This is a genomic window from Glutamicibacter nicotianae (assembly GCF_006539525.1).
GTDB classification, from domain to species: Bacteria; Actinomycetota; Actinomycetes; order Actinomycetales; family Micrococcaceae; genus Glutamicibacter; species Glutamicibacter nicotianae.
This window is the reverse complement of the sequence record NZ_BJNE01000001.1, coordinates 132,622-152,657: the sequence shown is the minus strand read 5'-3', so window position 1 is coordinate 152,657 and position 20,036 is coordinate 132,622. Positions and strand designations below refer to the sequence as shown.

Below are 20,036 nucleotides of genomic sequence, written 5' to 3'. Positions count from 1 at the left end.
TAGTCGCGCGGCGCAAGCCAACGCGTCGTCGCACTCACACACCGCCTCTTGAAAGGACTTGCTCCATGCGCGCCGTCGTCCAGGTCGCCAGCACCGCCCACGTCGAAATCGAAGGGGAGATCGTAGGCCGTCTCGCTTCCCCCGGGCTGGTGATCCTGCTGGGGGTCACCCATGACGATGATGAAGCAACGGCACGCAAGGTTGCGGAGAAGATCTGGCGGCTGCGGATCTTGAAGGACGAATCCAGTGCAGAGTCCACTGCCGCTCCACTGCTGGTGATCAGCCAGTTCACGCTCTACGGCTCGGTGCGCAAGGGCCGGCGCCCGTCCTGGTCCAATGCCGCGCCGGGCCCAGTGAGCGAACCGCTCTACGAGTACTTCGTGTCCTACCTGCGGGAGCTGGGGGCCCACGTGGAGACCGGGAAGTTCGGGGCGATGATGAATGTGTCGCTGGTGAATTCCGGGCCTTTCACGGTGATTGTGGATTCGGCCGATCTGGCCTAGGTTCCGGTGGATTGAACCAGTGCTGCCAGCTTATCGAAACTGTCGCGCTGGCGGCCCAGTTCGGCGCGACCGGCGGCAGATAGCCCGTAGACCTTCCGTCCAGGACCACCTTGGCCTTCTTCCCACCGCGTGTCCACGTAGCCCGCGGCCTCAAGCTTGGACAATGCGGGATAGAGCGTAGCACCCTTGATCGGACCGAAACCCCGTTCCTGCAGGGATTTGGACAGCGCATAACCATGAGCCGGGCTGCTGGAGAGCTCTGCAAGAAGCAACATAGGCAGTATCGCGCGTTGCCAGCTACCGGGAAATGGCGCATCTTTACCCATCTTTTCCTTCTTCCAGCCCGCGGGACTGGGCACGCCTTTCGGCCAGCCTGTCCTCGACATAGCTTGCCCGGTTCGCAGGACGCAGCTCATAGAGTGTCCCTGCAGCAAAAATCAGCATGCAGACCGCGAAGAAGATATCCCAACCGCTGCGTTCTGGAGCGATCACTGCCGGAACAAGGCTGATGCTGTACAGACCCACGACGGCTAGCGGAAACAGGCGACGAAGCAACCAGCGCCGCTTTAACGCTTTGCCGGTGTTGACCGACAGCCCGATGGCGAATTCGATCGGCGTGCCGAACTCTTCGGAAATTCTGGCATTGCCGTCCTCCCTGTGCAGGGCTGACCAGTGTTCGCGGGCAGATTCAAGGGCGAAGTCCGCCTCTTTGCTCCGCATTCCATAGCGCCCGCGTAGTAAACGCGAAACCTCGGCAAACCAGGACTCAGGATCCACATCCACGCAGACCGCTTCTCGTTTCGCGCCAGATTCCTCTGCGAACGGCAACCAAAAAACGCTGACAACCAGTGCAACGCCGATGATCGGCACCAGCCAGTTGGGCAGCGGCATCGCTTCCTCCGCGCCGAGTACTGCGATCAGCACGGCTACAGCGGTGGCAGCAGTGGCTGCGGCAAGGCCGAGTATCCAGGATAGGGCGAATTTGCCCCTGACCCGATGCAACCACCACAGGTGTCCAGATACTGCCAAGCCGGCCCCGGCGGACAAAGCCGCCAGCTGCCAATAATGCCACGATGTCGCGGCCCATCCATCTCTGAATCCGATCCAAATACCGAACCCTGCGCATAACAGCCCGACGACCAAGCCGGCACCAGCAATCAGGCCCCAGCTATTACTGACCGGCAGCTCCGAATCAGCCAGTTGCTGAGGGGTCAAGCGCGCATAAGCGCGGACTTCGCCGAATTCGGCGGGATCACCGAAGAGTTCTTCCGCGCTCTGCCCGCTGTCGCGGATGGCATCCAGGACCTTCCCCAGTTCCGCTGCGCACTGTGAATCATCCAGGTCCTTCCACCACAGAGCAATGTTGAAGTCCCGCGCCCATTCACGGTCGCTTTCTGGGTAGAGCTCAATAACGTCGTCGGGAAGCACTAACGACACGGGTTCTCCTGGGATCGAAAACTAGGTTGAAAACCAACCTAGTATTAAAATCGCCATTAATCCATTGCTTGGCCAACAAATACGCAAAAGAAGCCGGATGGAACACATGAAATGCGTTCCACCCGGCTTCCTTGAACAGCGAATGCCTACTTGGCTTCTGCTTCAGCCTTGTCGCCTTCTTCGGCCTTCTTCTTTTCCGGCTTGAAGTCGATGCCGGCTTCCTTGCGCTGCTGCGGGGTAATTGGCGCAGGAGCCTGGGTCAGCGGATCGAAGCCGCCACCGGTCTTCGGGAAGGCGATGACGTCGCGGATGGACTCCGAGTTGGTCAGCAGCTGCAGCACGCGGTCCCAGCCCAGGGCAATGCCGCCATGCGGTGGGGCGCCGTACTTGAAGCCCTCGAGCAGGAAGCCGAACTGGGTGTCGGCCTGCTCCTGGGTCACGCCCATGACCTTGAAGACACGCTCCTGCACGTCGCGCTGATGAATACGTATCGAGCCGCCGCCGATTTCATTGCCGTTGCAGACAATGTCGTAGGCATAGGACAGGGCCGAGCCAGGATCGGTGTCAAAGGTATCCATGAACTCAGGCTTCGGGCTGGTGAACGCGTGGTGCACAGCGGTCCAGGCGCCGGCGCCCACTGCCACGTCGCCGGAAGCGACAGCGTCGGAAGCGGCTTCGAACATCGGTGCATCAACGATCCAGACGAAGGCCCAGTCGCCGTCCTTGATCAGGCCGGTGCGGTGGCCGATCTCGACACGAACCGAGCCGAGCAGCGCGCGGGATTCGTTCTTCTTGCCGGCGGAGAAGAAGATGCAGTCGCCGGCAGAGGCGCCGGTGGCCGCGGCCAGGCCGGCCTTCTCCTCGTCGGACAGGTTCTTGGCCACTGGGCCTGCCAGCTCGCCATCTTCCTTGATCAGCACGTAGGCCAGGCCCTTGGCACCGCGCTGCTTGGCGAATTCCTGCCAGGCATCCAGGGTGCGGCGTGGCTGGGATGCGCCTCCAGGCATGACGACGGCACCGACGTACTCGGACTGGAACACCTTGAAGGAGGTGTTCGCGAAGTACTCGGTCATCTCCGTCAGTTCCAGGCCGAAGCGCAGGTCCGGCTTGTCCGAACCGTACTTGGCCATTGCCTCGGAGTAGGCCATGCGGCGGATCGGGGTCGGCACCTGGACGTCGATCAGGCTCCACAGCTCCTTGACCAGCTTCTCGCCGAGCGCGATGATGTCGTCTTCCTCGACGAACGATGCCTCGATGTCCAGCTGGGTGAACTCCGGCTGGCGGTCCGCGCGGAAGTCCTCGTCGCGGTAGCAGCGGGCGATCTGGTAGTACTTCTCGAAGCCGCCGACCTGCAGCAGCTGCTTGAACAGCTGCGGGGACTGAGGCAGCGCGTACCAGGAGCCCGGGGTCAGGCGTGCAGGCACGACGAAGTCGCGGGCGCCTTCCGGGGTGGAGCGGGTCAGCGTCGGGGTTTCGATTTCAATGAAGCCCTCATCGTGCAGCAGGTTGCGTGCGACGCGGTTGGCTTCGGAGCGCAGGCGGATGTTGCGTGCCGGGGTCGGGCGGCGCAGATCCAGGTAGCGGTGGCGCAGGCGCGCCTCTTCGCCGACCTCGACGTGCTCATCGACCTGGAACGGCAGCGGAGCGGCGGTGTTCAGCACGGTCACGGTGTCCGCGATGACCTCGATCTCGCCGGTTGGCAGGTTCGGGTTCTCGTTGCCTTCCGGGCGGCGCTCGACATTGCCGGTGATCTGCAGGACGAACTCATTGCGCAGCGGATGGAAGTCCTCTTCATCGCGCACGACGACCTGGGCCACGCCCGACGCGTCGCGCAAATCCAAGAAGGCGACTCCGCCGTGGTCACGGCGGCGTGCGACCCAGCCGGTGAGGGTGACTTGCTGTCCAATGTGCTCGGCGTTCAAGACGCCCAGCTGATGAGTGCGTAGCACTACGATCCTTTCGGTTTGTGTGGAAAGTTTCTTCCCATGAAGTTTAGTGCACCATTACTGGTGCGCGGACGGGCGGCAAAGCCCTGAAACTAGCTGATGGCGATCTTAAGATCTGATTCGGCCGGCGTCCAAGTGGCCGGATCGGCTGGCACCTGCTCGCCGGAGCGGATGTCCTTGACCTCGTGGGTGCCGTCGGCGTGGGTGAACCATACGAACGGAATCCCGCGGCGATCAGCGTATTTGATCTGCTTGCCGAACTTTTCCGCGCTGGCCGCGACCTCGCAGGCAATGCCACGCTCACGCAGCTGCGCGGCGACATCCTGCGCTTCGTGCCAGGAGTCCTCGTTGGCCAAGGTGACATATGCCACCGAAGGCACCGAGCGGCTGGCGGTGACCACCTCTTCGGCGAGGATGCGCGAGACCAGGCGGGTGACGCCGATGGACAGGCCCACGCCCGGGTAGTTCTTCTTCCCCTTGGAAGCCAACGATTCGTAGCGCCCGCCCGAGCAGATTGAGCCCAGGGATTCATGGCCCACCAGCACGGTTTCGTAGACGGTGCCGGTGTAGTAGTCCAGGCCGCGGGCGATGGACAGGTCTGCCATGACCTTGCCCGGTGCGCGCTTGGACGCGGCGTCGATGACCTGCGCGAGCTCATCCAGGCCGGTGTCCAGCAGCTCGTGCGCCACGCCCAGTGCGCGGACCTGCTCAATGAAGGAGGTGTCCAGGGTGCGGATCTTGGCCAGGGCCAGGGCGGCGGCCGCCTGCTCTGCGGTGGCGCCGACTTCCTCGATGAGGATCTTGGCAACTGCGTCATCGCCGATCTTCTCCAGCTTGTCGATGGCGCGCAGCACGGCATCCGGATCGTCCAAGCCCAGGCCGCGGTAGAAGCCTTCGGCCAGCTTGCGGTTGTTCACGCGCAGGCGGAAATCTCCGATCGGCAGGGCGGAGAGCGCATCTGCGATGGTCAGCGCCAGTTCCACGTCGTAGCTGAAGGGCAGGGCGCCATCGCCCACGACGTCGATATCTGCCTGGGTGAATTCGCGGAAACGGCCATCCTGCGGGCGTTCGCCGCGCCACACCTTCTGCATCTGGTAGCGGCGGAACGGGAAGGCCAGGTGTCCGGCGTTCTCCACCACGTAGCGGGCGAAAGGCACGGTGAGGTCGAAGTGCAGGGCCAGCGCGTTCGGATCGTTCTTGTCATCCTCGGCGGCCAGGCGCGACAGTCCGTAGACTTCCTTGTCGATTTCGCCCTTGCGCAGCAGCTGCGCGCGGGTTTCCACGGCACGGGTCTCGATATTGGCGAATCCATGAAGCTCGAAGACATGGCGCAAGGTGTCCAGCACGTGCTGTTCGACAGCCCGTTCGGCTGGAAGCCATTCCGGGAAACCTGATAGTGAGGCCTTGCGTGCCATGAAACTCCTTAGTGCAAATTGGGCTACCTATCCATCTTATAGCCCGAAACCCGAGAAACCTGTGCACGTCGGCTTACTAAGAAGCGGAGGTCACAGGTAGAGTTGGCTAAAGCAAGTGCTCGTAAAGTGAAAGAGTTTCAGCGGTGACCACCAGTCAGCAATCCGACGACAGCCAGAAGACCCCCTTGCCACAGGCGCAGAAGCCTGCCGCAAAGCCGGTTGTAGCGCCAAGCGTCGCACACACCACTCCCCTCGATGAAGCGGCCAAGTTCGCCCGCGTGACCGAGGACGGCCACGTCTCCGTTATCATCGACGGCACCGAGTCGCCCGTGGGCCAGTACCCGGACGCAACCCAGGAAGAAGCCCTTGGCTACTTCGTGCGCAAATACGATGACGCGCTCTCGCAGCTGATGCTGCTGGAGCAGCGTGTTGTCGCCAAGGCCCCGGCCGGCGAGCTCAGCAAGGCTGTGCAGGCGCTCTCGGCCACCGTCGCCGAACGCCATATGGTCGGCGACATCCCGGCACTGGAATCCCGCCTGGAAGATGTCCGCGTCGCCGTCGAGGCATTGGCCAGCGAACAGCGCAAGGCCAACGACGAGGCGCGTGCCGAGCAGCTCGCTGCCCGCGAAGCCATTGTCGAGCAGGCCGAGGCCCTGGCCGCCAAGCGCCCGGAGCAGATCCAGTGGAAGACCGCTTCGGCCACGATGAACGAGCTGTTCGATGCCTGGAAGGGCGCGCAGCGTTCCTCGGTCCGCCTGCCGCGCGCCACCGAGGATGCGCTGTGGAAGCGGTTCCGTTCGGCCCGCACCACCTTCGACCGCCACCGCCGCGCGTACTTCTCGCAGCTGGATTCGACCAACGCGGCAGCCAAGGAAGTGAAGGAAGAACTGATCGCCCGCGCCGAGGCGCTGCAGGGTTCGACCGACTGGGCTGCCACAGCCGCCGAGTACCGCAAGCTCATGGATGAGTGGAAGAAGTCGCGCCGCGCCTCGCGCAAGGACGACGACCAACTCTGGAGCCGCTTCCGCGCCGCCCAGGATGTCTTCTTCCAGGCTCGCGCCGCGGCCAACGCCAAGATCGATGAAGAGTACGCCCAGAACCTCGTGGTGAAGGAAGCGCTGCTGGAAGAAGCCCGCGCGCTGCTTCCGATCAAGGATCTGGCCGCCGCCAAGAAGGAGCTGGATTCGATCCGCACCCGCTGGGAAGAAGCCGGCAAGGTGCCGCGCAACGACCTGCAGCGCATCGAGTCGGCACTGCGCCAGGTCGAGGACGCGGTCAAGGGTGCCGAGGACGAGCAGTGGCGTCGTTCCAACCCGGAGACCAAGGCCCGTTCCAACTCCATGCTCTCGCAGCTGCAGGACACCATCGCCGCTCTGGAAGATGATCTGGCAGCAGCGCAGGCCAAGGGCAATGCCAAGCAGATCGCGGCAGCCCAGGAAGCCCTGGATGCACGCCGCATGTGGCTGAGCACCTTGGAGAAGTCGGCAGCCGACTTCCAGTAAGTAATCCACAGATCGCTTGCAACCCGCCAACGCGGCGGTGCGGACTGGTTCAGTAGCTCTATGGAAACGAGAAATTCCGCAGCTACCGGACCCCGCGCCGCCGCGTTGCGCATTCCCGGGGATCTCTGGATCGCCGGCGAGATGTTCACCCGTAATGAGTTGGACGCCATGGCTTCCAACGGCTTATTGCGCGAGGTGCTTGGTGATTACTTCCTGCCCAGCAGCATCCAGGTCAACGCCTCGGTGCGTGCCCGCATTGCAGGCTTCGCCTGCGGCCGGGAACTGGACCGCGATGCCGTGCTGGCGCGGCAGACCGCGGCCTGGATCCACGGGCTCTTGCCCTCGGTCTTCACCTTGTGCATCTACACCAAGAACTACCATCGGCCCTTTTATCCCGGGCACGGCCTGAAGGCCGAATTCGCCCAGATGCAGGTGCCGGATACGCAGATGGTGTTCCGCAGCCGACTCAAGGTCACCACGGCATTGCGCAGCGCCTGCGATTGCGCCAAATATGATCCGTTGCCCATTGCCAGCCGGGTGCTGGGCACCGTCATATCCCTGGCAGACCCCTACCTGAACTTGGATTTGATCCGGCAGGCGCTGGATAGCGAGGATCCGTCACCTGAACGATCCAGGGCGCTGCGCCTGGTGCAGTCCTTCTCCGGCACAGCACAGGCCGCATAGGCCGCGGGGCCGGCCAGGCAAGTTACCGGCGCGATCCCGCAGTGGTGCGGTAGACATCGTAGACGCCATCAATCCGCCGCACCTGGTTCAGCACGTGGCTCAGGAACTTCGGGTCGCCCATTTCGAAGGCGAAGCGCGAAATGGCAACACGGTCCTTGCTGGTCTGCACACTGGCGGAGAGGATGTTCAGGTGGCTTTCGGAAAGGATCCGGGTCACGTCGGAAAGCAGCGATTTGCGGTCCAGCGCCTCGACCTGGATCTCGACCAGGAACACGCCGTGGTGCTTGGTGGCCCATGTGACGTTGACGAGCCGATCGGGCTGCTCGGCGAGCTGCGTCAGGTTCAGGCAATCCGTGCGGTGCACCGAGACGCCGGCGCCTCGGGTGACGAACCCTTGGATCTCATCTGGCGGCACTGGGGTGCAGCAACGCGCCAGCTTGACCAGCACGTCGCCCAGGCCTTCCACGATCACACCGGCCTCATTGCCCGTAGACGGGCTAGGAGCGACCGGGTGGATTACCGCTTCCTCATCGACCTGTTCGGCTTCTGGCGGGCCGATCAGAGCCGTTAGATGCTCGATGACGTTTTGCGCACTGGTATGGCCGTCGCCCACCGATTGGTACAGCGCAGAAATGTCAGTGTGGTGCAGCTCGTTGGCTACCGCGGTGAGCAAATCGTGCGTCATCAGCTTCTGCAACGGCAGCTGGTTGCGACGCAGTTCCTTGGTCAGCAGCTCCTTGCCCTTTTCGATGGCCTCTTCGCGGCGCTCCTTGGAGAAGTAGCCGCGGATCTTCGCCTTGGCCCGCGGCGACTTGACGAAATTCTGCCAGTCCTGGGATGGGCCGGCGCCCTCGGCCTTGGAGGTGAAGACCTCCACCACATCGCCCTGCTTGAGTTCGGTATGCAAGGGCACGAGCTTGCCGTTGACGCGCGAACCGATGGTGCGGTGCCCTACGTCGGTGTGGATCGAGTAGGCGAAGTCCACCGGTGTTGCCCCAACTGGAAGGGACATGATGTCGCCCTTCGGGGTGAACACGTAGACCTCGGCGGAACTGATGGTGTAGCGCAGGCCGTCCAGGAATTCTTCGGAGTCGGCGGTATCAGCCTGCCATTCCATCAAGGACCGCAGCCAATCCATGTTCTGCTCCGGAGAGAGCATGGAGTTGTCGGTCTGGCCATGCTTGTACTGGAAATGCGCGGCGACGCCGTATTCAGCGCGCACATGCATGTCATGGGTGCGGATCTGGATTTCCACGGGCTTGCCCTCGGGACCCATCACCGTGGTGTGCAGCGACTGGTAGAGATTCAGCTTCGGGATGGCGATGTAGTCCTTGAAGCGGTTGGGCAGCGGATTCCACTCCGCGTGCACGACGCCCAGCGCGCCGTAGCAGTCCTTGACGGTGTCGACCAGGATCCGCACGCCCATCAGGTCATGGATGTCGTCGAAGTCCTTGCCGCGCACGATCATCTTCTGGTAGATCGAATAGTAGTGCTTGGGCCGACCGGATACCGAGGCGTGGATGGCCACATCTCCCAGATCGCGCGAAAGGGTCTGGCGGATTGATGAAAGGTACTTTTCGCGTTCAGGGGTGCGGTCGCCGACCATGCGGACGATCTCCTGGTAGACCTTGGGATGCAAAGCGGCGAAGGACAGGTCCTCCAGCTCCCATTTGACCGTGTTCATGCCCAGGCGGTGTGCCAGCGGAGCGAAGATTTCCAGGGTTTCCTTCGCCTTGCGGGAGGAGGATTCCGGCGAGACGTAGCGCCAGGTGCGGGCATTGTGCAGGCGGTCGGCCAGCTTGATCAGCAGCACGCGGATGTCGCGGGACATGGCGACGACCATTTTGCGCACGGTTTCGGCGGGGGCCGCATCGCCGTAGGTGACCTTGTCCAGCTTGGTCACGCCGTCCACCAGCATGGCGATTTCTTCGGAGAATTCCTTCTTCACCGACTCGAGGGAGTACTCGGTGTCTTCGACCGTGTCGTGCAGCAAGGCAGCGGCGAGAATCGAACCGGTCATGCCCATTTCTGCCAAGATCGTGGCGACCGCGACCGGGTGCGTGATATAGGGGTCGCCGCTCTTGCGCTTTTGGCCCTCATGATATTTTTCGGCGACCTCGTAGGCACGGACCAGCAAATCCAGATCGGCTTTCGGATGTTTCGACTTGACCGTGCGCAGCAGCGGTTCGAGAGTCGGCGATGTGCTCGGGGTGCTCCCCCGGCCTGCAAAGCGCACCAAACGAGAGATAGAGCGTCGTTTCGAATTGTTCAGGTTAGGCGTATTCGCCATGCCCCGCTCCTTCCCGTTGCCGTTGGAATTGTCCCGAAGCCTGAATGGAGCCCGGTCAAATCCATCGGTAGTTTCGGGCCGCCAGATCACCGGTGGCCGTGCACTTGAAAAACACCTTCTTTAGTTCAAACGTTATAGCACGTTCGCGCGGTGACAACTAATTACGCATCTTCCAGCTTAAGCGAAATGGTGCCCCCGGCATCTGCCGGGGGCACCATTTTCTAGACTTCAGATTGCGTTAGAGCGCTGCCATCTTCTTGTCGTGCGCAACCACGTCCTCGTCCTTGTGGCGCAGCCAGTGGAACATCGGTGCCTGGACGAACAGGGTCGACAGGGCCGAGACGATGATGCCGACGAACAGCGCCAAGGACAGGTCCTTGAGCGTACCGGCTCCCAGCAGGTAGGAGCCGATGAACAGGATCGCGGCCACCGGCAGCACGGCAACAACCGAGGTGTTGATCGAGCGGACCAGGGTCTGGTTCACCGCGAGGTTGACCAGCTGCTCGAAGGTGCGCTTGGTCTGCTGGGTGTAGTCCTTGGTGTTTTCGCGGACCTTGTCGAAAACCACCACGGTGTCATACAGCGAGTAGCTCAGGATGGTCAGGAAGCCGATGATCGCGCTCGGCGTGATTTCGAAACCGGTCAGCGAGTAGATGCCCCCAGTCACGATCACCACTGCCATCAGGCCGACGATCGCTGCCAGCGACATCTTCCAGGTGCGGAAGTAGGCTGCCATCAGCAAGCCCACCAGGACCACGAAGACGACCAGGCCAAACAATGCCTGGCGTGAAACGTCTTCGCCCCAGGTCGGGCCGATGAAGTTGCTGGTCACTTCGTCGCTGCTGACGCCGTAGTTCTTCGCGAGCTGATCGGCAATGGCCAGGGTCTGGTCATCGCTCAAACGCTCGGTCTGCACGCGCATGGTGCCCGGAGCAATATTGGTCACCGTTGCCTCAGATCCCGAAGCCACCGAGCTGACCGTCTCTTCGCCAATCGAGATATCCGTGTTCTGCACATCCGAAACGGTGAATTCGGAACCGCCGCGGAAGTCGATACCCAGATTGAATCCGCCCTTGACCACCGGGATCAGGATGGACAGGATCACCAGGATGCCGGCGATCAGGAACCACAAGCGGTGCTTGGAAGTGAACGGGTAGGAACGCTTGCCGGTGTAGAGCTCGTTGCCCCAAGTGACTAGCTTATTCATTGTTCTCCTCCTGGGCCTTGGCCTGCGTGCTGCCAGACGCGTTCGAGCCAGCGGACTGCTCGGTCTGTGCACGGCGGCGTTCGGCAATGGTCATGCGCTTCGCTGCCTCAGCCGATGCCTTCGCATTCTTCTTGCCGCGATTTGCCGCAACATTCTCATCGAAGCGGCGAACCTTGCCCGCGCCCTGGTACAGCGGCTTGACGCCAAGCAACGATGGATCCATGCCCGACATCGGGTGGCCGTTGGCGAAGAACTTGGTGCGTGCCAGCAGCACCAAGGTCGGGTGGGTCAGGCCGTACACGACGATGAGGTCGATGATGGCGGTCAGGCCCAGGGTGAAGGCGAAGCCTCGCACGTTGCCCACGGCAACGATGTAGAGCACGATTGCGGCCAGCACGTTCACTGCCTTGGATGCCAGAATGGTGCGCTTGGCGCGCTTCCAGCCGATATCCACGGCGCTTGCCAGCGGCCTGCCTTCGCGCAGCTCATCGCGCACGCGCTCGAAGTACACGATGAACGAGTCGGCGATGAGGCCGATGGCAACGATCAGGCCGGCGACGCCTGCCAGCGACAGGCGGTAGTTCATGCCCCAGCCCAGCAGCACCAGCGCCAGGTAGGTGAGCACGCCGGAAACCAGCAGCGACGCGATGGTCACCAGGCCCAAGGCCCGGTACTGGAACAGCGAGTAGATGAAGACCAGAACCAGGCCGATGATGCCGGCGATGAGGCCAGCGGTGAGCTGGTCAGCGCCCAGGGTTGCGGAAACCTGGCGCTCGGACTGGATGTCGAAGCTGATTGGCAGCGCGCCGTACTTCAGCTGCTCGGCCAACGCCTGCGAGCTTTCCTGGGTGAAACCGCCGGAAATCTGCGGACGGCCATCGGAAATCACTGCATTGGTGGTTGGCGCCGAAATGGTTTCGCCATCAAGCACGATAGCGAACTGGTTCTGCGACCCCTGCAGGGCAATCAGACGCTGGGTGGTATCCGCGAAGAGCTTGGTGCCTTCGGCGTTGAACTCGATAACGACGACCCATTCGCCGGTCACCGATCCATTGACGCCGCGGGCCAACTGGGCGTAGGCGTCCTTGATCATGTCACCGGAGATTTCCTGCGGGCCGAGGATGTACTTCACGCCCATCTCGCGGTCGCAGGAGATCATTGGCTTGTCTGGGTCGGCGGCTTCGCCACCGCGATCCTTGAGCTCTACCTCGCAGTCGTAGCCTTCGAACTCCTGGAACAGCTCTGGGGTGATCCAGTTGGTATCCGATGGATTCTCCGGCTTGCCGCTAGGCTTTGGCAGGTCTTCCTTGGGGGTGCGGTCTTCCTTCGGAGTGGCCGCGAATCCACCGGTGATCAGCACCGGGCGGAATTCCATGTTGGCCGAGGCCTGGATCAAATCGCGGGTGGTCTGGTCCGGGGTACCGGGCATCGAGACCACGACGTTGCGTCCGGACTGGGTGGTGATTTCCGATTCGGTGACACCGGAACCGTCCACGCGCTGGCGGATGATCTCCACCGCTTGGTCCAGCTGCTCTTGGTTGATCGCCTCGTCGCCCTGGACCCGAGGGGCCAGGATCATCTCGGTGCCGCCTTCGAGGTCGAGGGCCAGCTTCGGCCCCCATCCGGTTTTGCCGTTCACCGCACCACCCACCAACACGCCGGTTGCGATGATGAAGACGACCAGCAACCACAGCAACGCTTTGCGCGCCTGCTTAACAGGTCTGATTGATGACATCTAATGTGCTTTCTGGTTCGGGTGGCTTAGCCTTCAGGCCACCGCTATGCTGCCCGGGACTTAGGCGTTGCGCTCGTCCTTGCCCTCGTCGTTCAAGCGACGCAGGGACTCTTCCGGGGTTTCGGTGGTGCTGGAGGGTGCTGCTGGTTCGTCGGCAGCGGCCGGGGTTGCCGCATCCTTGTCCAGGAAGGTGGCGATGGCCTGGCGGTGCAGGGTCAGCACCACGCCTGGCGAAACCTCAACCTGTACGCGATCCTCTGCGTCTACACCGACGACGGTGCCGAAAATTCCCGAGTTGGTCATCACCTTGGCGCCTGGCACGGTGTTGTTCTTCAGCTTCTCCTGCTGGGCGGCCTGCTTCTTGCGGCCACGGAACATCATGAAGATCAGCACTGCAAACAGGGCGACCATCAGGATCAGCGATGGGTTGAAGCCGCCACCAGCGGCCTGTGCGATTACGAGAGGATTCACGTATTTACCTGCTAACGATTCGTTGCGATTTGATCTGGAATTCTGGGATGCCGCTGCGCCATTTTCTGGCGCGAAACAGCAAAGACGCCCCACCTTACCCTGAAATGGGCACAGGTCGGGCGTCTTTAGTCTAATGGGTCACGGTGAACCGGCAGGCCATTTACGCGGGCAGTGAAGTAATGCTCGCCTAATCCTCATCGTTTTCATAGCTTTGCGCACTGGCGAAGATGGCATCCTTGGGCATGGCCAAGCCCAGATGCTCCCAGGCTCCGGGCATGGCGATGCGCCCTCGCGGGGTCCGGCCCATCAATCCTTCGCGCACCAGGTATGGCTCGGCGACGGTTTCGACGGTTTCGGTTTCTTCGCCCACGGCAATGGCCAGGGTTGAAAGCCCCACCGGTCCCCCGCCGAATTTCGTGCACAGTGCTTCCAGCACTCCGCGGTCCAGGCGGTCCAGTCCGCGCGCATCGACCTCGTACATGTCCAGAGCGGCAGCCGCTGCCTTGGCATCGATCTCTTCGAGCTTGTGCACCAGGGCCCAGTCGCGCACGCGGCGCAGCAGGCGGTTGGCGATACGCGGGGTTCCGCGGGATCGACCGGCGATCTCGGTGAATGCAGCTGAGGTCACGCTCAGATCCAGCATCATTGCCGAACGGCGCAGTACCAGCTCGAGTTCCTTGACCGCGTAGAACTCCAGGTGCCCGGTGAAGCCGAAGCGGTCGCGCAGCGGCCCAGGCAGCAAGCCCGCACGCGTGGTGGCCCCAACGAGCGTAAACGGCGGAAGTTCCAGTGGAATGGCTGTCGCGCCAGCCCCCTTGCCGACGACGATGTCGACCCGGAAGTCTTCCATCGCCATGTAGAGCATTTCTTCGGCAGGCCGCGACATGCGGTGGATTTCATCCAAGAACAGCACCTCGCCCTCGGTCAGCGAAGAGAGGATCGCGGCCAGGTCGCCCGCGTGCTGGATTGCCGGGCCGGATGAGATGCGCAATGGCGCGTTCATCTCGGCGGCGATAATCATCGACAAAGTGGTCTTGCCCAGCCCGGGCGGACCCGAGAGCAGTACGTGGTCCGCGGTGCGTTCGCGGATCTTGGCTGCTTCGAGTACCAGCGAAAGCTGCTGGCGCACCCGGGATTGGCCGACGAAGTCGTCGAGGTTCCGCGGGCGCAGGGCAGCTTCGATAACCCGTTCTTCGGGTTCGCTGCCGGCGTTCGTGAGCCCGGTGGAGTCATTCATGAAAAGTCGATCCTCTCGCAGACCGCTTAGACGCGGGTTCCGCTGGACATGCTGCGCAGCGCGGCACGCAGGATTTCTGCGACGTTACCGGTGGCAACGACATCCGGATCGGCCTTGGACAGCGACTTCAGAGTACTGGTTGCATCCTTTTCGCTCCAGCCCAGTCCGGTCAGCGCTTCGATCACCTGCGGTTCCCAGACGCTGGCGGTACCGCCGCCGGACACCGGAGCCACCGGCGCGCCGGTCGGGACCAGCTTGCCGTTCAGTTCCAGCACGATCCGGCTGGCGCCCTTGGGGCCGATGCCGGACACCTTGGTGAAGGCGGCGGTGTCCTTCGTGTTCGCCGCGATGCGCACTTCTTCAGGAGAATGCACGGCAAGGATGGCCAGGCCGGTGCGCGGCCCGATTCCCGATACGGAGATCAGGACCTCGAAGACATCGCGCTCCTCAGCGGTGGCGAAGCCGAAGAGGGTCATGGAGTCCTCGCGCACCACCATGGAGGTGAAGACCGTCGCCTCGCGCCCCTGATGCAGGCCGGACAGCGTTCCGGGGGTGGCGTTGACCAGCATTCCGAAGCCGTTAACGTCGATTACCGCGGTGTTCAGTGCAACCGCCTGCACGGTGCCGGTCAATGAGCTGATCATGCCACTCCTTGGATGTATGTTCGATGAAACCCAGTTTATCGAAGATACCTACGAATATCGATCCGCCGCGTTTCCCGGTGGGTCGAGACCATTGCCCGGCAGCCGGCTAGCGGCGCACCGCGCGGCGCTTGGCCGACGCCTCGGCGGCAATCCATGCTTGCTGGGCACCGGTCAGCTGCGACGAACCGCCGGCATTCACCGCAGAGGCCGAGGCGTTCGATCCGGTGGCCGCCCCACGCCAGCCATGGGTAATTGCCAGAGCCACCGCGTCAGCGGCGTCGGCAGGTTTCGGCGGTTCATCAAGCCGGCAGATCTTGGCAATCATCTTGCCGATCGCCGCCTTGGTCGCCTGGCCGGAACCAGTCACCGCGGCCTTGACCTCGGTCGGCGTATGCAACGCAACAGGAATGCCCCGTCGCGCAGCTGCGGTGATCACCACGCCGGTGACCTGGGCGGTGCCGATCACTGTGGAGACGTTCGCCGAAGCAAATACGCGTTCCAGGGCGAGCACATCCGGCTGATGCTGATCCAGCCACGACTCGATCGCGTTGGCGATCGTCAAGAGCCGGACGTCGAGCGGGGTGCCCGGCGGGGTGCCGGCGACGGTGACGTCCACCAGCGAAACCTGCCTGTTAGCAGCGACGTCGACCACGGCAAGACCGCAACGGGTCAGGCCGGGGTCGACGCCGACAACACGTAAGGCCAAGCCCTACTGCTCTTCGTCCAATGCGGCGCGAACCTCATCGGACAGGTCGGCGTTGGTGTAGATGCCCTGGACATCGTCCAGTTCTTCCAGTGCGTCGTAGAGCTTCAGGAACTTGCGTGCTCCGTCGACATCCAGTTCCACCTTCATCGACGGCAGGAATTCCATTTCGTCGGATTCGTAGGCGATATCGTTCTCGTCCAGCGCCGCTGCGACCGCGCGCAGGTCCGAAGGATCGCACACGATGGCGAAGTTCTCGTCCTCGTCCAGGATCTCGTCGGCACCGGCATCCAGCACGATCATCAGCAGGTCATCTTCGGTCAGCTCGCCCTTGGGCAGGCGCACTACGCCCTGGCGGTTGAACAGGTAGGCCACCGATCCCGGGTCGGCGACGGTGCCGCCATTGCGGGTGATGCCCACGCGGACCTCGGAGGCTGCGCGGTTCTTGTTGTCGGTCAGGCACTCGATCAGCAGCGCCGAGCCCTGCGGGCCGCGTGCTTCGTAGATGATCTCGGTGTAGTCGACGACCTCACCGGTCAGGCCAGCGCCACGCTTGATTGCGCGGTCGATGTTGTTGATCGGCACGGAGTTCTTCTTGGCCTTGCTGACGGCAAGTTCCAGGGCCGGGTTGCCGGACAAGTCGGCTCCGCCGGCACGGGCGGCAACTTCAATGCCCTTGATGAACTTGGCGAAGGCCTTGGCGCGCTTGGCGTCGATCGCCGCCTTCTTATGCTTGGTAGTTGCCCATTTGGAGTGGCCTGACATGCTTTAAGCGTCTCCTCGCGTGAGATTGATGAAAAATTGATGGATAGCCGTGCTGCCGGTGACTTCCGGGTGAAAGCTGGTTGCCAACAATTTTCCCTGGCGTACTGCAACAATTCTACCCTGTCCGCCATTCGGCCCGGCTTGAACGGTGCTGATCACCTCGACATCCGGACCAACTTGCACGGCTTCCGGGGCGCGGATGAACACCGCTTCGAGAGTGTGCCCGTTGAAGTCCAGCTGGTGCTCGAACGAGTCGACCTGGCGCCCGAAGGCATTGCGCTTCACCGTCATGTCGATGCCGCCGAAGCTTTGCTGCACCGCGCCATCCCGCGCGATTGCAGGATTCTCAATGCGATCGGCGAGCATGATCATTCCAGCGCAGGAGCCGTAGACCGGCATGCCGTCGGCGATGCGTTCCTTGATGGGATCGGCCAGCCCGTAGTTGCGGGAGAGCCGGTCGATCACCGAGGACTCGCCGCCGGGAAGCACCAGCGCGTCGACCTGCGCCAAATCCTCGACTGTACGCACCATTTGCGCACGTTGCCCAAGCCGTTCAAAAGAGGCCAGATGTTCGCGGAAATCCCCTTGCAGCGCGAGGACGCCTATTTTCGGCATGGTTGTAACCTTCATGGTGTTCGGTGGCTGGCAACACGGAAATGCGCCGAAACAACGTTAAACCCATGGACCCCGTGCGCCGGTTTTGTTTCCCGGTGTGTCGCGGATTCTTCGGTGCAATCTCCCGGCAGCCCGTGAAGCTTGGTAGGTTCGAGAACATGACTGCTGATATTTCTTCCCTCGAGCTTGCCGGTGGCGTGAGCATGCCTTCCATTGGCTTGGGCACGTGGCCCCTGCGCGGCCAGGAGGCGGTTGCCGCGGTCCGTTCGGCCCTGGATACGGGTTACCGCCGCGTGGACACGGCGGAGAACTATGAGAACGAGGATGCCGTAGGCCAGGCCTTGGCGCTAAGCGGGCTTGACCGCGATGCATTGTTCGTCACTACCAAGTTCAACAAGATGTGGCATTCGGCCCAGGGCGTACGTCAGGCGTTGGACAACTCCCTGTCCCGCCTTGGCCTCGACTATGTGGACCTGTTCCTGATCCATTGGCCAAACCCGCAGCAGAACACCTACGTGGAAGCCTTCATTGAGCTGGACAAGCTCGTTGCCGAGGGCAAGATCCGGGCCGCCGGCGTCTCGAATTTCAAGCCTTACCAGTTGCAGAAGGTCCTCGATGCCGGGCTCGTGCCGGCACTGAACCAGATCCAGGTGGACCCTGAGCGGCAAACCGCCGATTGGCAAGCATTCAATACCGAACATGGGGTGCGCACCGAGGCCTATTCCCCCTTGGGACGCAAGAAGTCCGGGTTCCTTTCGGATCCCGCCCTGGCACGGATCGCCCGAGCGCATGGGAAGAGCACCGCCCAGGTGACCCTGCGCTGGCATGTCCAGTCCGGACGAGCCGCGGCACCGAAATCGGCCGATCCGCGCCGGCAAAGTGAGAACCTGGACATTTTCGGCTTCCAGCTCAGCCCGGAGGACATGGCCACCATCGATGCCATGGATACCGGAGTCGGCCCCTTCACGGATTCAGATGAATTCGGGCATTAATCCACTGATCGCCGGTCTTTGATGCGGAAGGAGGAACTGGGCATGCTCTTTGGCTACCAGCGGCCGGACAACGTCCCTGGGGAGTACTTCGACGAGCTTGGGACCCCGATCGCCTACGGCCAACGATGGGATGGGCACCCAGCTGACGACAGCTACTCGGTAACCGCCCACCCCCAGCGTTTTGCCCCGGTGCAGCAAGTAGCCCGGGCGTTGCTGAGCTGGATGCAGGAGCAATTCGAGGTGCGCTGCTTCGATGATCCCGGACTGGCCGCCGAACTGCGGATTCCGCCGGACACCGTGGTGAGTTCTGTCCGGATCCTTCCGGTGAATTCGCGCTGCGCTCCATTGGGCATGATCCTTACGACCTTTCCCGGGGTGCATCTGGAGCTCGGTGCGCTTTACCACGCGGTTTTCCCGACCTGCGGTTGCGACGCCTGCGATGAACACGTTCCCGAGATGATCGAGGAACTGGAAGCCCAGGTGGGGGCAGCCGTGTCCGGAACATTTGGCGAGTCCTTGGATATCGGCGCTGGCCGCCTCGTGCATCGTTTCGTTGCCAAGGAGACGGGATTCAGTGAGCAATCCGGCGGCCTCGATGACATATCGCCGGCCCAGCTGGCCAAGGCGCAAGCGATTCTGCCTCCAAACGGTGCATGGGAAGCGTGGCCCAGACGCTAGCTAGCTCAGTCCAGCGTCCACGCCTGCAGTCCATCCTCAAAGGCGCCATAGGCGTTCACGGTGGCTTCACTGCGCTTCAGGGACGCTTGCCCATCAGCTTCCGGAACGCATCCATCAGCGTTGAAGACTTGGCACCACGCTACCGGCCCGTTCGACAACTGGTGCGGAACCCACCGCAAGTTGCTGACCTCCCATTCGCCAGGTTCGTCCTGGGTGAATGTTGCCTTCACGCTGATGCCTTCGCGGTTGAGAATGGTCGGCGTTGCATGCTTGGCCACAGAGTTTCCCAAACCGTAGACGATCCAGGTTCCGTCGTGCTTCTCAATGGGCAGGACCGAGTGGGTGTGGTGCATGTAGATGAAATCGAAGACGCCAGATTCTGCCAGGGCCTGGCCGAGTTTTCTTTGCGAGGCGGTCGGCTCGGTGGTGTATTCAGCTCCATCGTGCACGGCTGCCACCACGATGTCCGCTCCGGCCTTGCGCGTTTCCTTGCCCCGGGTAATCAGCTCCTGCGCATCCACTCCGGTATCGACCTGCCAGTGAGCTGCTTCCGGCAGTCCGTTAAGCGAATAGGTGCTGGTTACTACCCCGAGCTTCACCCCGTTTGTTTCCAGGATGGACGGTTTTTCGGAGTCCTTTTCATTGCGGTAGGAGCCTGTCGCAAACAGCCCATTGGACTCCAGCGCATCGAGTGTTCGTTCGACTCCGGCCGTACCGGCATCGACCGTGTGATTGGTGGCAGTGGTGCATCCGTCGTAGCCAATGGCTTCGAGATCGGTGAGGATTTGTTCCGGGACGGTGAACCGCGGATACCCGGAATACGGAGGGATACCAATTGGTGTCTCCAGATTGCAAAGCGCCACATCTGCGTCCTGGACATAGGGGGCCAGGCCCGCCAGCAATGGGCTGAAATCGTAGTCCTCGCCATTGCCCGATTGTGCGCCAGCTGCCTTCTCGGCTTCATCCAATAGCTGAGGATGCAGCAAGACGTCTCCGGTGACCATCAGCGAGAGTTCTTCGGGACTCGACGGTGCGGCAGAGCTATCCTCCGTGGTTGGACTTGAAGCCGGATCCGATGAGGACTGAACGGAAGACTGCGGGGTTGCTGGTTCTTGATTGCTGCTCGGGATTGCAGAGCAGCCGCCAATCAGCAACGCGGCCATGAGCGTTGATCCAAGCGGAAGTATTACGGACGGAGCACGTTGGGGCATG

General features: G+C 62.3%; 19 protein-coding genes. 5 read left to right on the top strand and 14 right to left on the bottom strand.

What is annotated here, in order from left to right:
• The first annotated feature begins 65 nt into the window (after positions 1 to 65).
• Complete coding sequence (dtd, locus tag ANI01nite_RS00690) at positions 66 to 503, top strand: D-aminoacyl-tRNA deacylase (RefSeq protein WP_073706204.1); 438 nt, start codon at positions 66 to 68, stop codon at positions 501 to 503.
• Here dtd and ANI01nite_RS00685 read toward each other — a convergent pair.
• The 4 genes from ANI01nite_RS00685 to hisS all read right to left on the bottom strand — a co-directional run bounded on the left by ANI01nite_RS00685 (position 500) and on the right by hisS (position 5,301).
• Positions 500 to 778 carry a PadR family transcriptional regulator gene (locus ANI01nite_RS00685; RefSeq protein WP_255314323.1) on the bottom strand — a complete coding sequence of 93 codons (279 nt, stop codon included), beginning with the start codon at positions 776 to 778 and terminating at the stop codon, positions 500 to 502. The two genes, dtd and ANI01nite_RS00685, sit on opposite strands and share 4 nt — an antisense overlap.
• Positions 779 to 821: 43 nt before the next feature.
• Positions 822 to 1,940, bottom strand: a complete 1,119-nt coding sequence (locus ANI01nite_RS00680) for a hypothetical protein (RefSeq protein ID WP_141355290.1) — start codon at positions 1,938 to 1,940, stop codon at positions 822 to 824.
• Between the two features lie 146 nt (positions 1,941 to 2,086).
• Positions 2,087 to 3,889, bottom strand: coding sequence for an aspartate--tRNA ligase (aspS, locus tag ANI01nite_RS00675; protein ID WP_141355289.1), 1,803 nt, complete (start codon positions 3,887 to 3,889; stop codon positions 2,087 to 2,089).
• Between the two features lie 89 nt (positions 3,890 to 3,978).
• A complete protein-coding gene (gene hisS / locus ANI01nite_RS00670) occupies positions 3,979 to 5,301 on the bottom strand; it encodes a histidine--tRNA ligase (protein ID WP_141355288.1) in 1,323 nt (440 codons plus the stop codon).
• A gap of 143 nt (positions 5,302 to 5,444) precedes the next feature.
• On the opposite strand from hisS, the gene ANI01nite_RS00665 reads away from it, so the two are divergent.
• Positions 5,445 to 6,803, top strand: a complete 1,359-nt coding sequence (locus tag ANI01nite_RS00665; RefSeq protein WP_141355287.1) for a DUF349 domain-containing protein — start codon at positions 5,445 to 5,447, stop codon at positions 6,801 to 6,803.
• A gap of 60 nt (positions 6,804 to 6,863) precedes the next feature.
• Positions 6,864 to 7,487, top strand: a complete 624-nt coding sequence (locus tag ANI01nite_RS00660; RefSeq protein WP_141355286.1) for a hypothetical protein — start codon at positions 6,864 to 6,866, stop codon at positions 7,485 to 7,487.
• Positions 7,488 to 7,509: 22 nt separating this feature from the next.
• On the opposite strand, the gene ANI01nite_RS00655 is transcribed toward ANI01nite_RS00660, so the two are convergent.
• The 9 genes from ANI01nite_RS00655 to pdxT form a co-directional block, all read right to left on the bottom strand.
• On the bottom strand, positions 7,510 to 9,777 hold the full coding sequence (locus tag ANI01nite_RS00655) for a RelA/SpoT family protein (protein ID WP_128470236.1): 2,268 nt from the start codon (positions 9,775 to 9,777) through the stop codon (positions 7,510 to 7,512).
• 238 nt (positions 9,778 to 10,015) lie between these two features.
• Positions 10,016 to 10,984, bottom strand: coding sequence for a protein translocase subunit SecF (gene secF, locus ANI01nite_RS00650; RefSeq protein WP_073706197.1), 969 nt, complete (start codon positions 10,982 to 10,984; stop codon positions 10,016 to 10,018).
• Positions 10,977 to 12,719, bottom strand: a complete 1,743-nt coding sequence (gene secD, locus ANI01nite_RS00645; RefSeq protein WP_073706196.1) for a protein translocase subunit SecD — start codon at positions 12,717 to 12,719, stop codon at positions 10,977 to 10,979. Before secD ends, secF begins: the two co-directional genes overlap by 8 nt.
• 60 nt (positions 12,720 to 12,779) lie before the next feature.
• Positions 12,780 to 13,190 carry a preprotein translocase subunit YajC gene (gene yajC / locus ANI01nite_RS00640; RefSeq protein WP_233125269.1) on the bottom strand — a complete coding sequence of 137 codons (411 nt, stop codon included), beginning with the start codon at positions 13,188 to 13,190 and terminating at the stop codon, positions 12,780 to 12,782.
• 187 nt (positions 13,191 to 13,377) lie between these two features.
• The gene (gene ruvB, locus ANI01nite_RS00635) at positions 13,378 to 14,427 is read right to left on the bottom strand and encodes a Holliday junction branch migration DNA helicase RuvB (RefSeq protein ID WP_128470234.1); all 1,050 of its coding nucleotides are present in this window, start codon (positions 14,425 to 14,427) and stop codon (positions 13,378 to 13,380) included.
• 26 nt (positions 14,428 to 14,453) lie between these two features.
• On the bottom strand, positions 14,454 to 15,071 hold the full coding sequence (ruvA, locus tag ANI01nite_RS00630; protein WP_066138500.1) for a Holliday junction branch migration protein RuvA: 618 nt from the start codon (positions 15,069 to 15,071) through the stop codon (positions 14,454 to 14,456).
• A 106-nt stretch (positions 15,072 to 15,177) separates the two neighbouring features.
• Positions 15,178 to 15,777, bottom strand: a complete 600-nt coding sequence (gene ruvC / locus ANI01nite_RS00625) for a crossover junction endodeoxyribonuclease RuvC (RefSeq protein WP_141355285.1) — start codon at positions 15,775 to 15,777, stop codon at positions 15,178 to 15,180.
• Positions 15,778 to 15,780: 3 nt separating this feature from the next.
• Entirely contained in the window at positions 15,781 to 16,539 is a 759-nt protein-coding gene (locus tag ANI01nite_RS00620; protein WP_073706193.1) for a YebC/PmpR family DNA-binding transcriptional regulator, read from the bottom strand.
• A 3-nt stretch (positions 16,540 to 16,542) separates the two neighbouring features.
• Positions 16,543 to 17,154, bottom strand: a complete 612-nt coding sequence (gene pdxT, locus ANI01nite_RS00615; protein WP_141355284.1) for a pyridoxal 5'-phosphate synthase glutaminase subunit PdxT — start codon at positions 17,152 to 17,154, stop codon at positions 16,543 to 16,545.
• Positions 17,155 to 17,312: 158 nt separating this feature from the next.
• On the opposite strand from pdxT, the gene ANI01nite_RS00610 reads away from it, so the two are divergent.
• Positions 17,313 to 18,146: an aldo/keto reductase gene (locus ANI01nite_RS00610; protein WP_141355283.1), complete on the top strand. Its 834-nt coding sequence runs from the start codon at positions 17,313 to 17,315 to the stop codon at positions 18,144 to 18,146.
• A gap of 21 nt (positions 18,147 to 18,167) precedes the next feature.
• The gene (locus tag ANI01nite_RS00605; protein ID WP_141355282.1) at positions 18,168 to 18,824 is read left to right on the top strand and encodes a DUF6226 family protein; all 657 of its coding nucleotides are present in this window, start codon (positions 18,168 to 18,170) and stop codon (positions 18,822 to 18,824) included.
• A gap of 5 nt (positions 18,825 to 18,829) precedes the next feature.
• On the opposite strand, the gene ANI01nite_RS00600 is transcribed toward ANI01nite_RS00605, so the two are convergent.
• Complete coding sequence (locus ANI01nite_RS00600; RefSeq protein ID WP_141355281.1) at positions 18,830 to 20,035, bottom strand: CapA family protein; 1,206 nt, start codon at positions 20,033 to 20,035, stop codon at positions 18,830 to 18,832.
• Position 20,036: the final 1 nt, after the last annotated feature.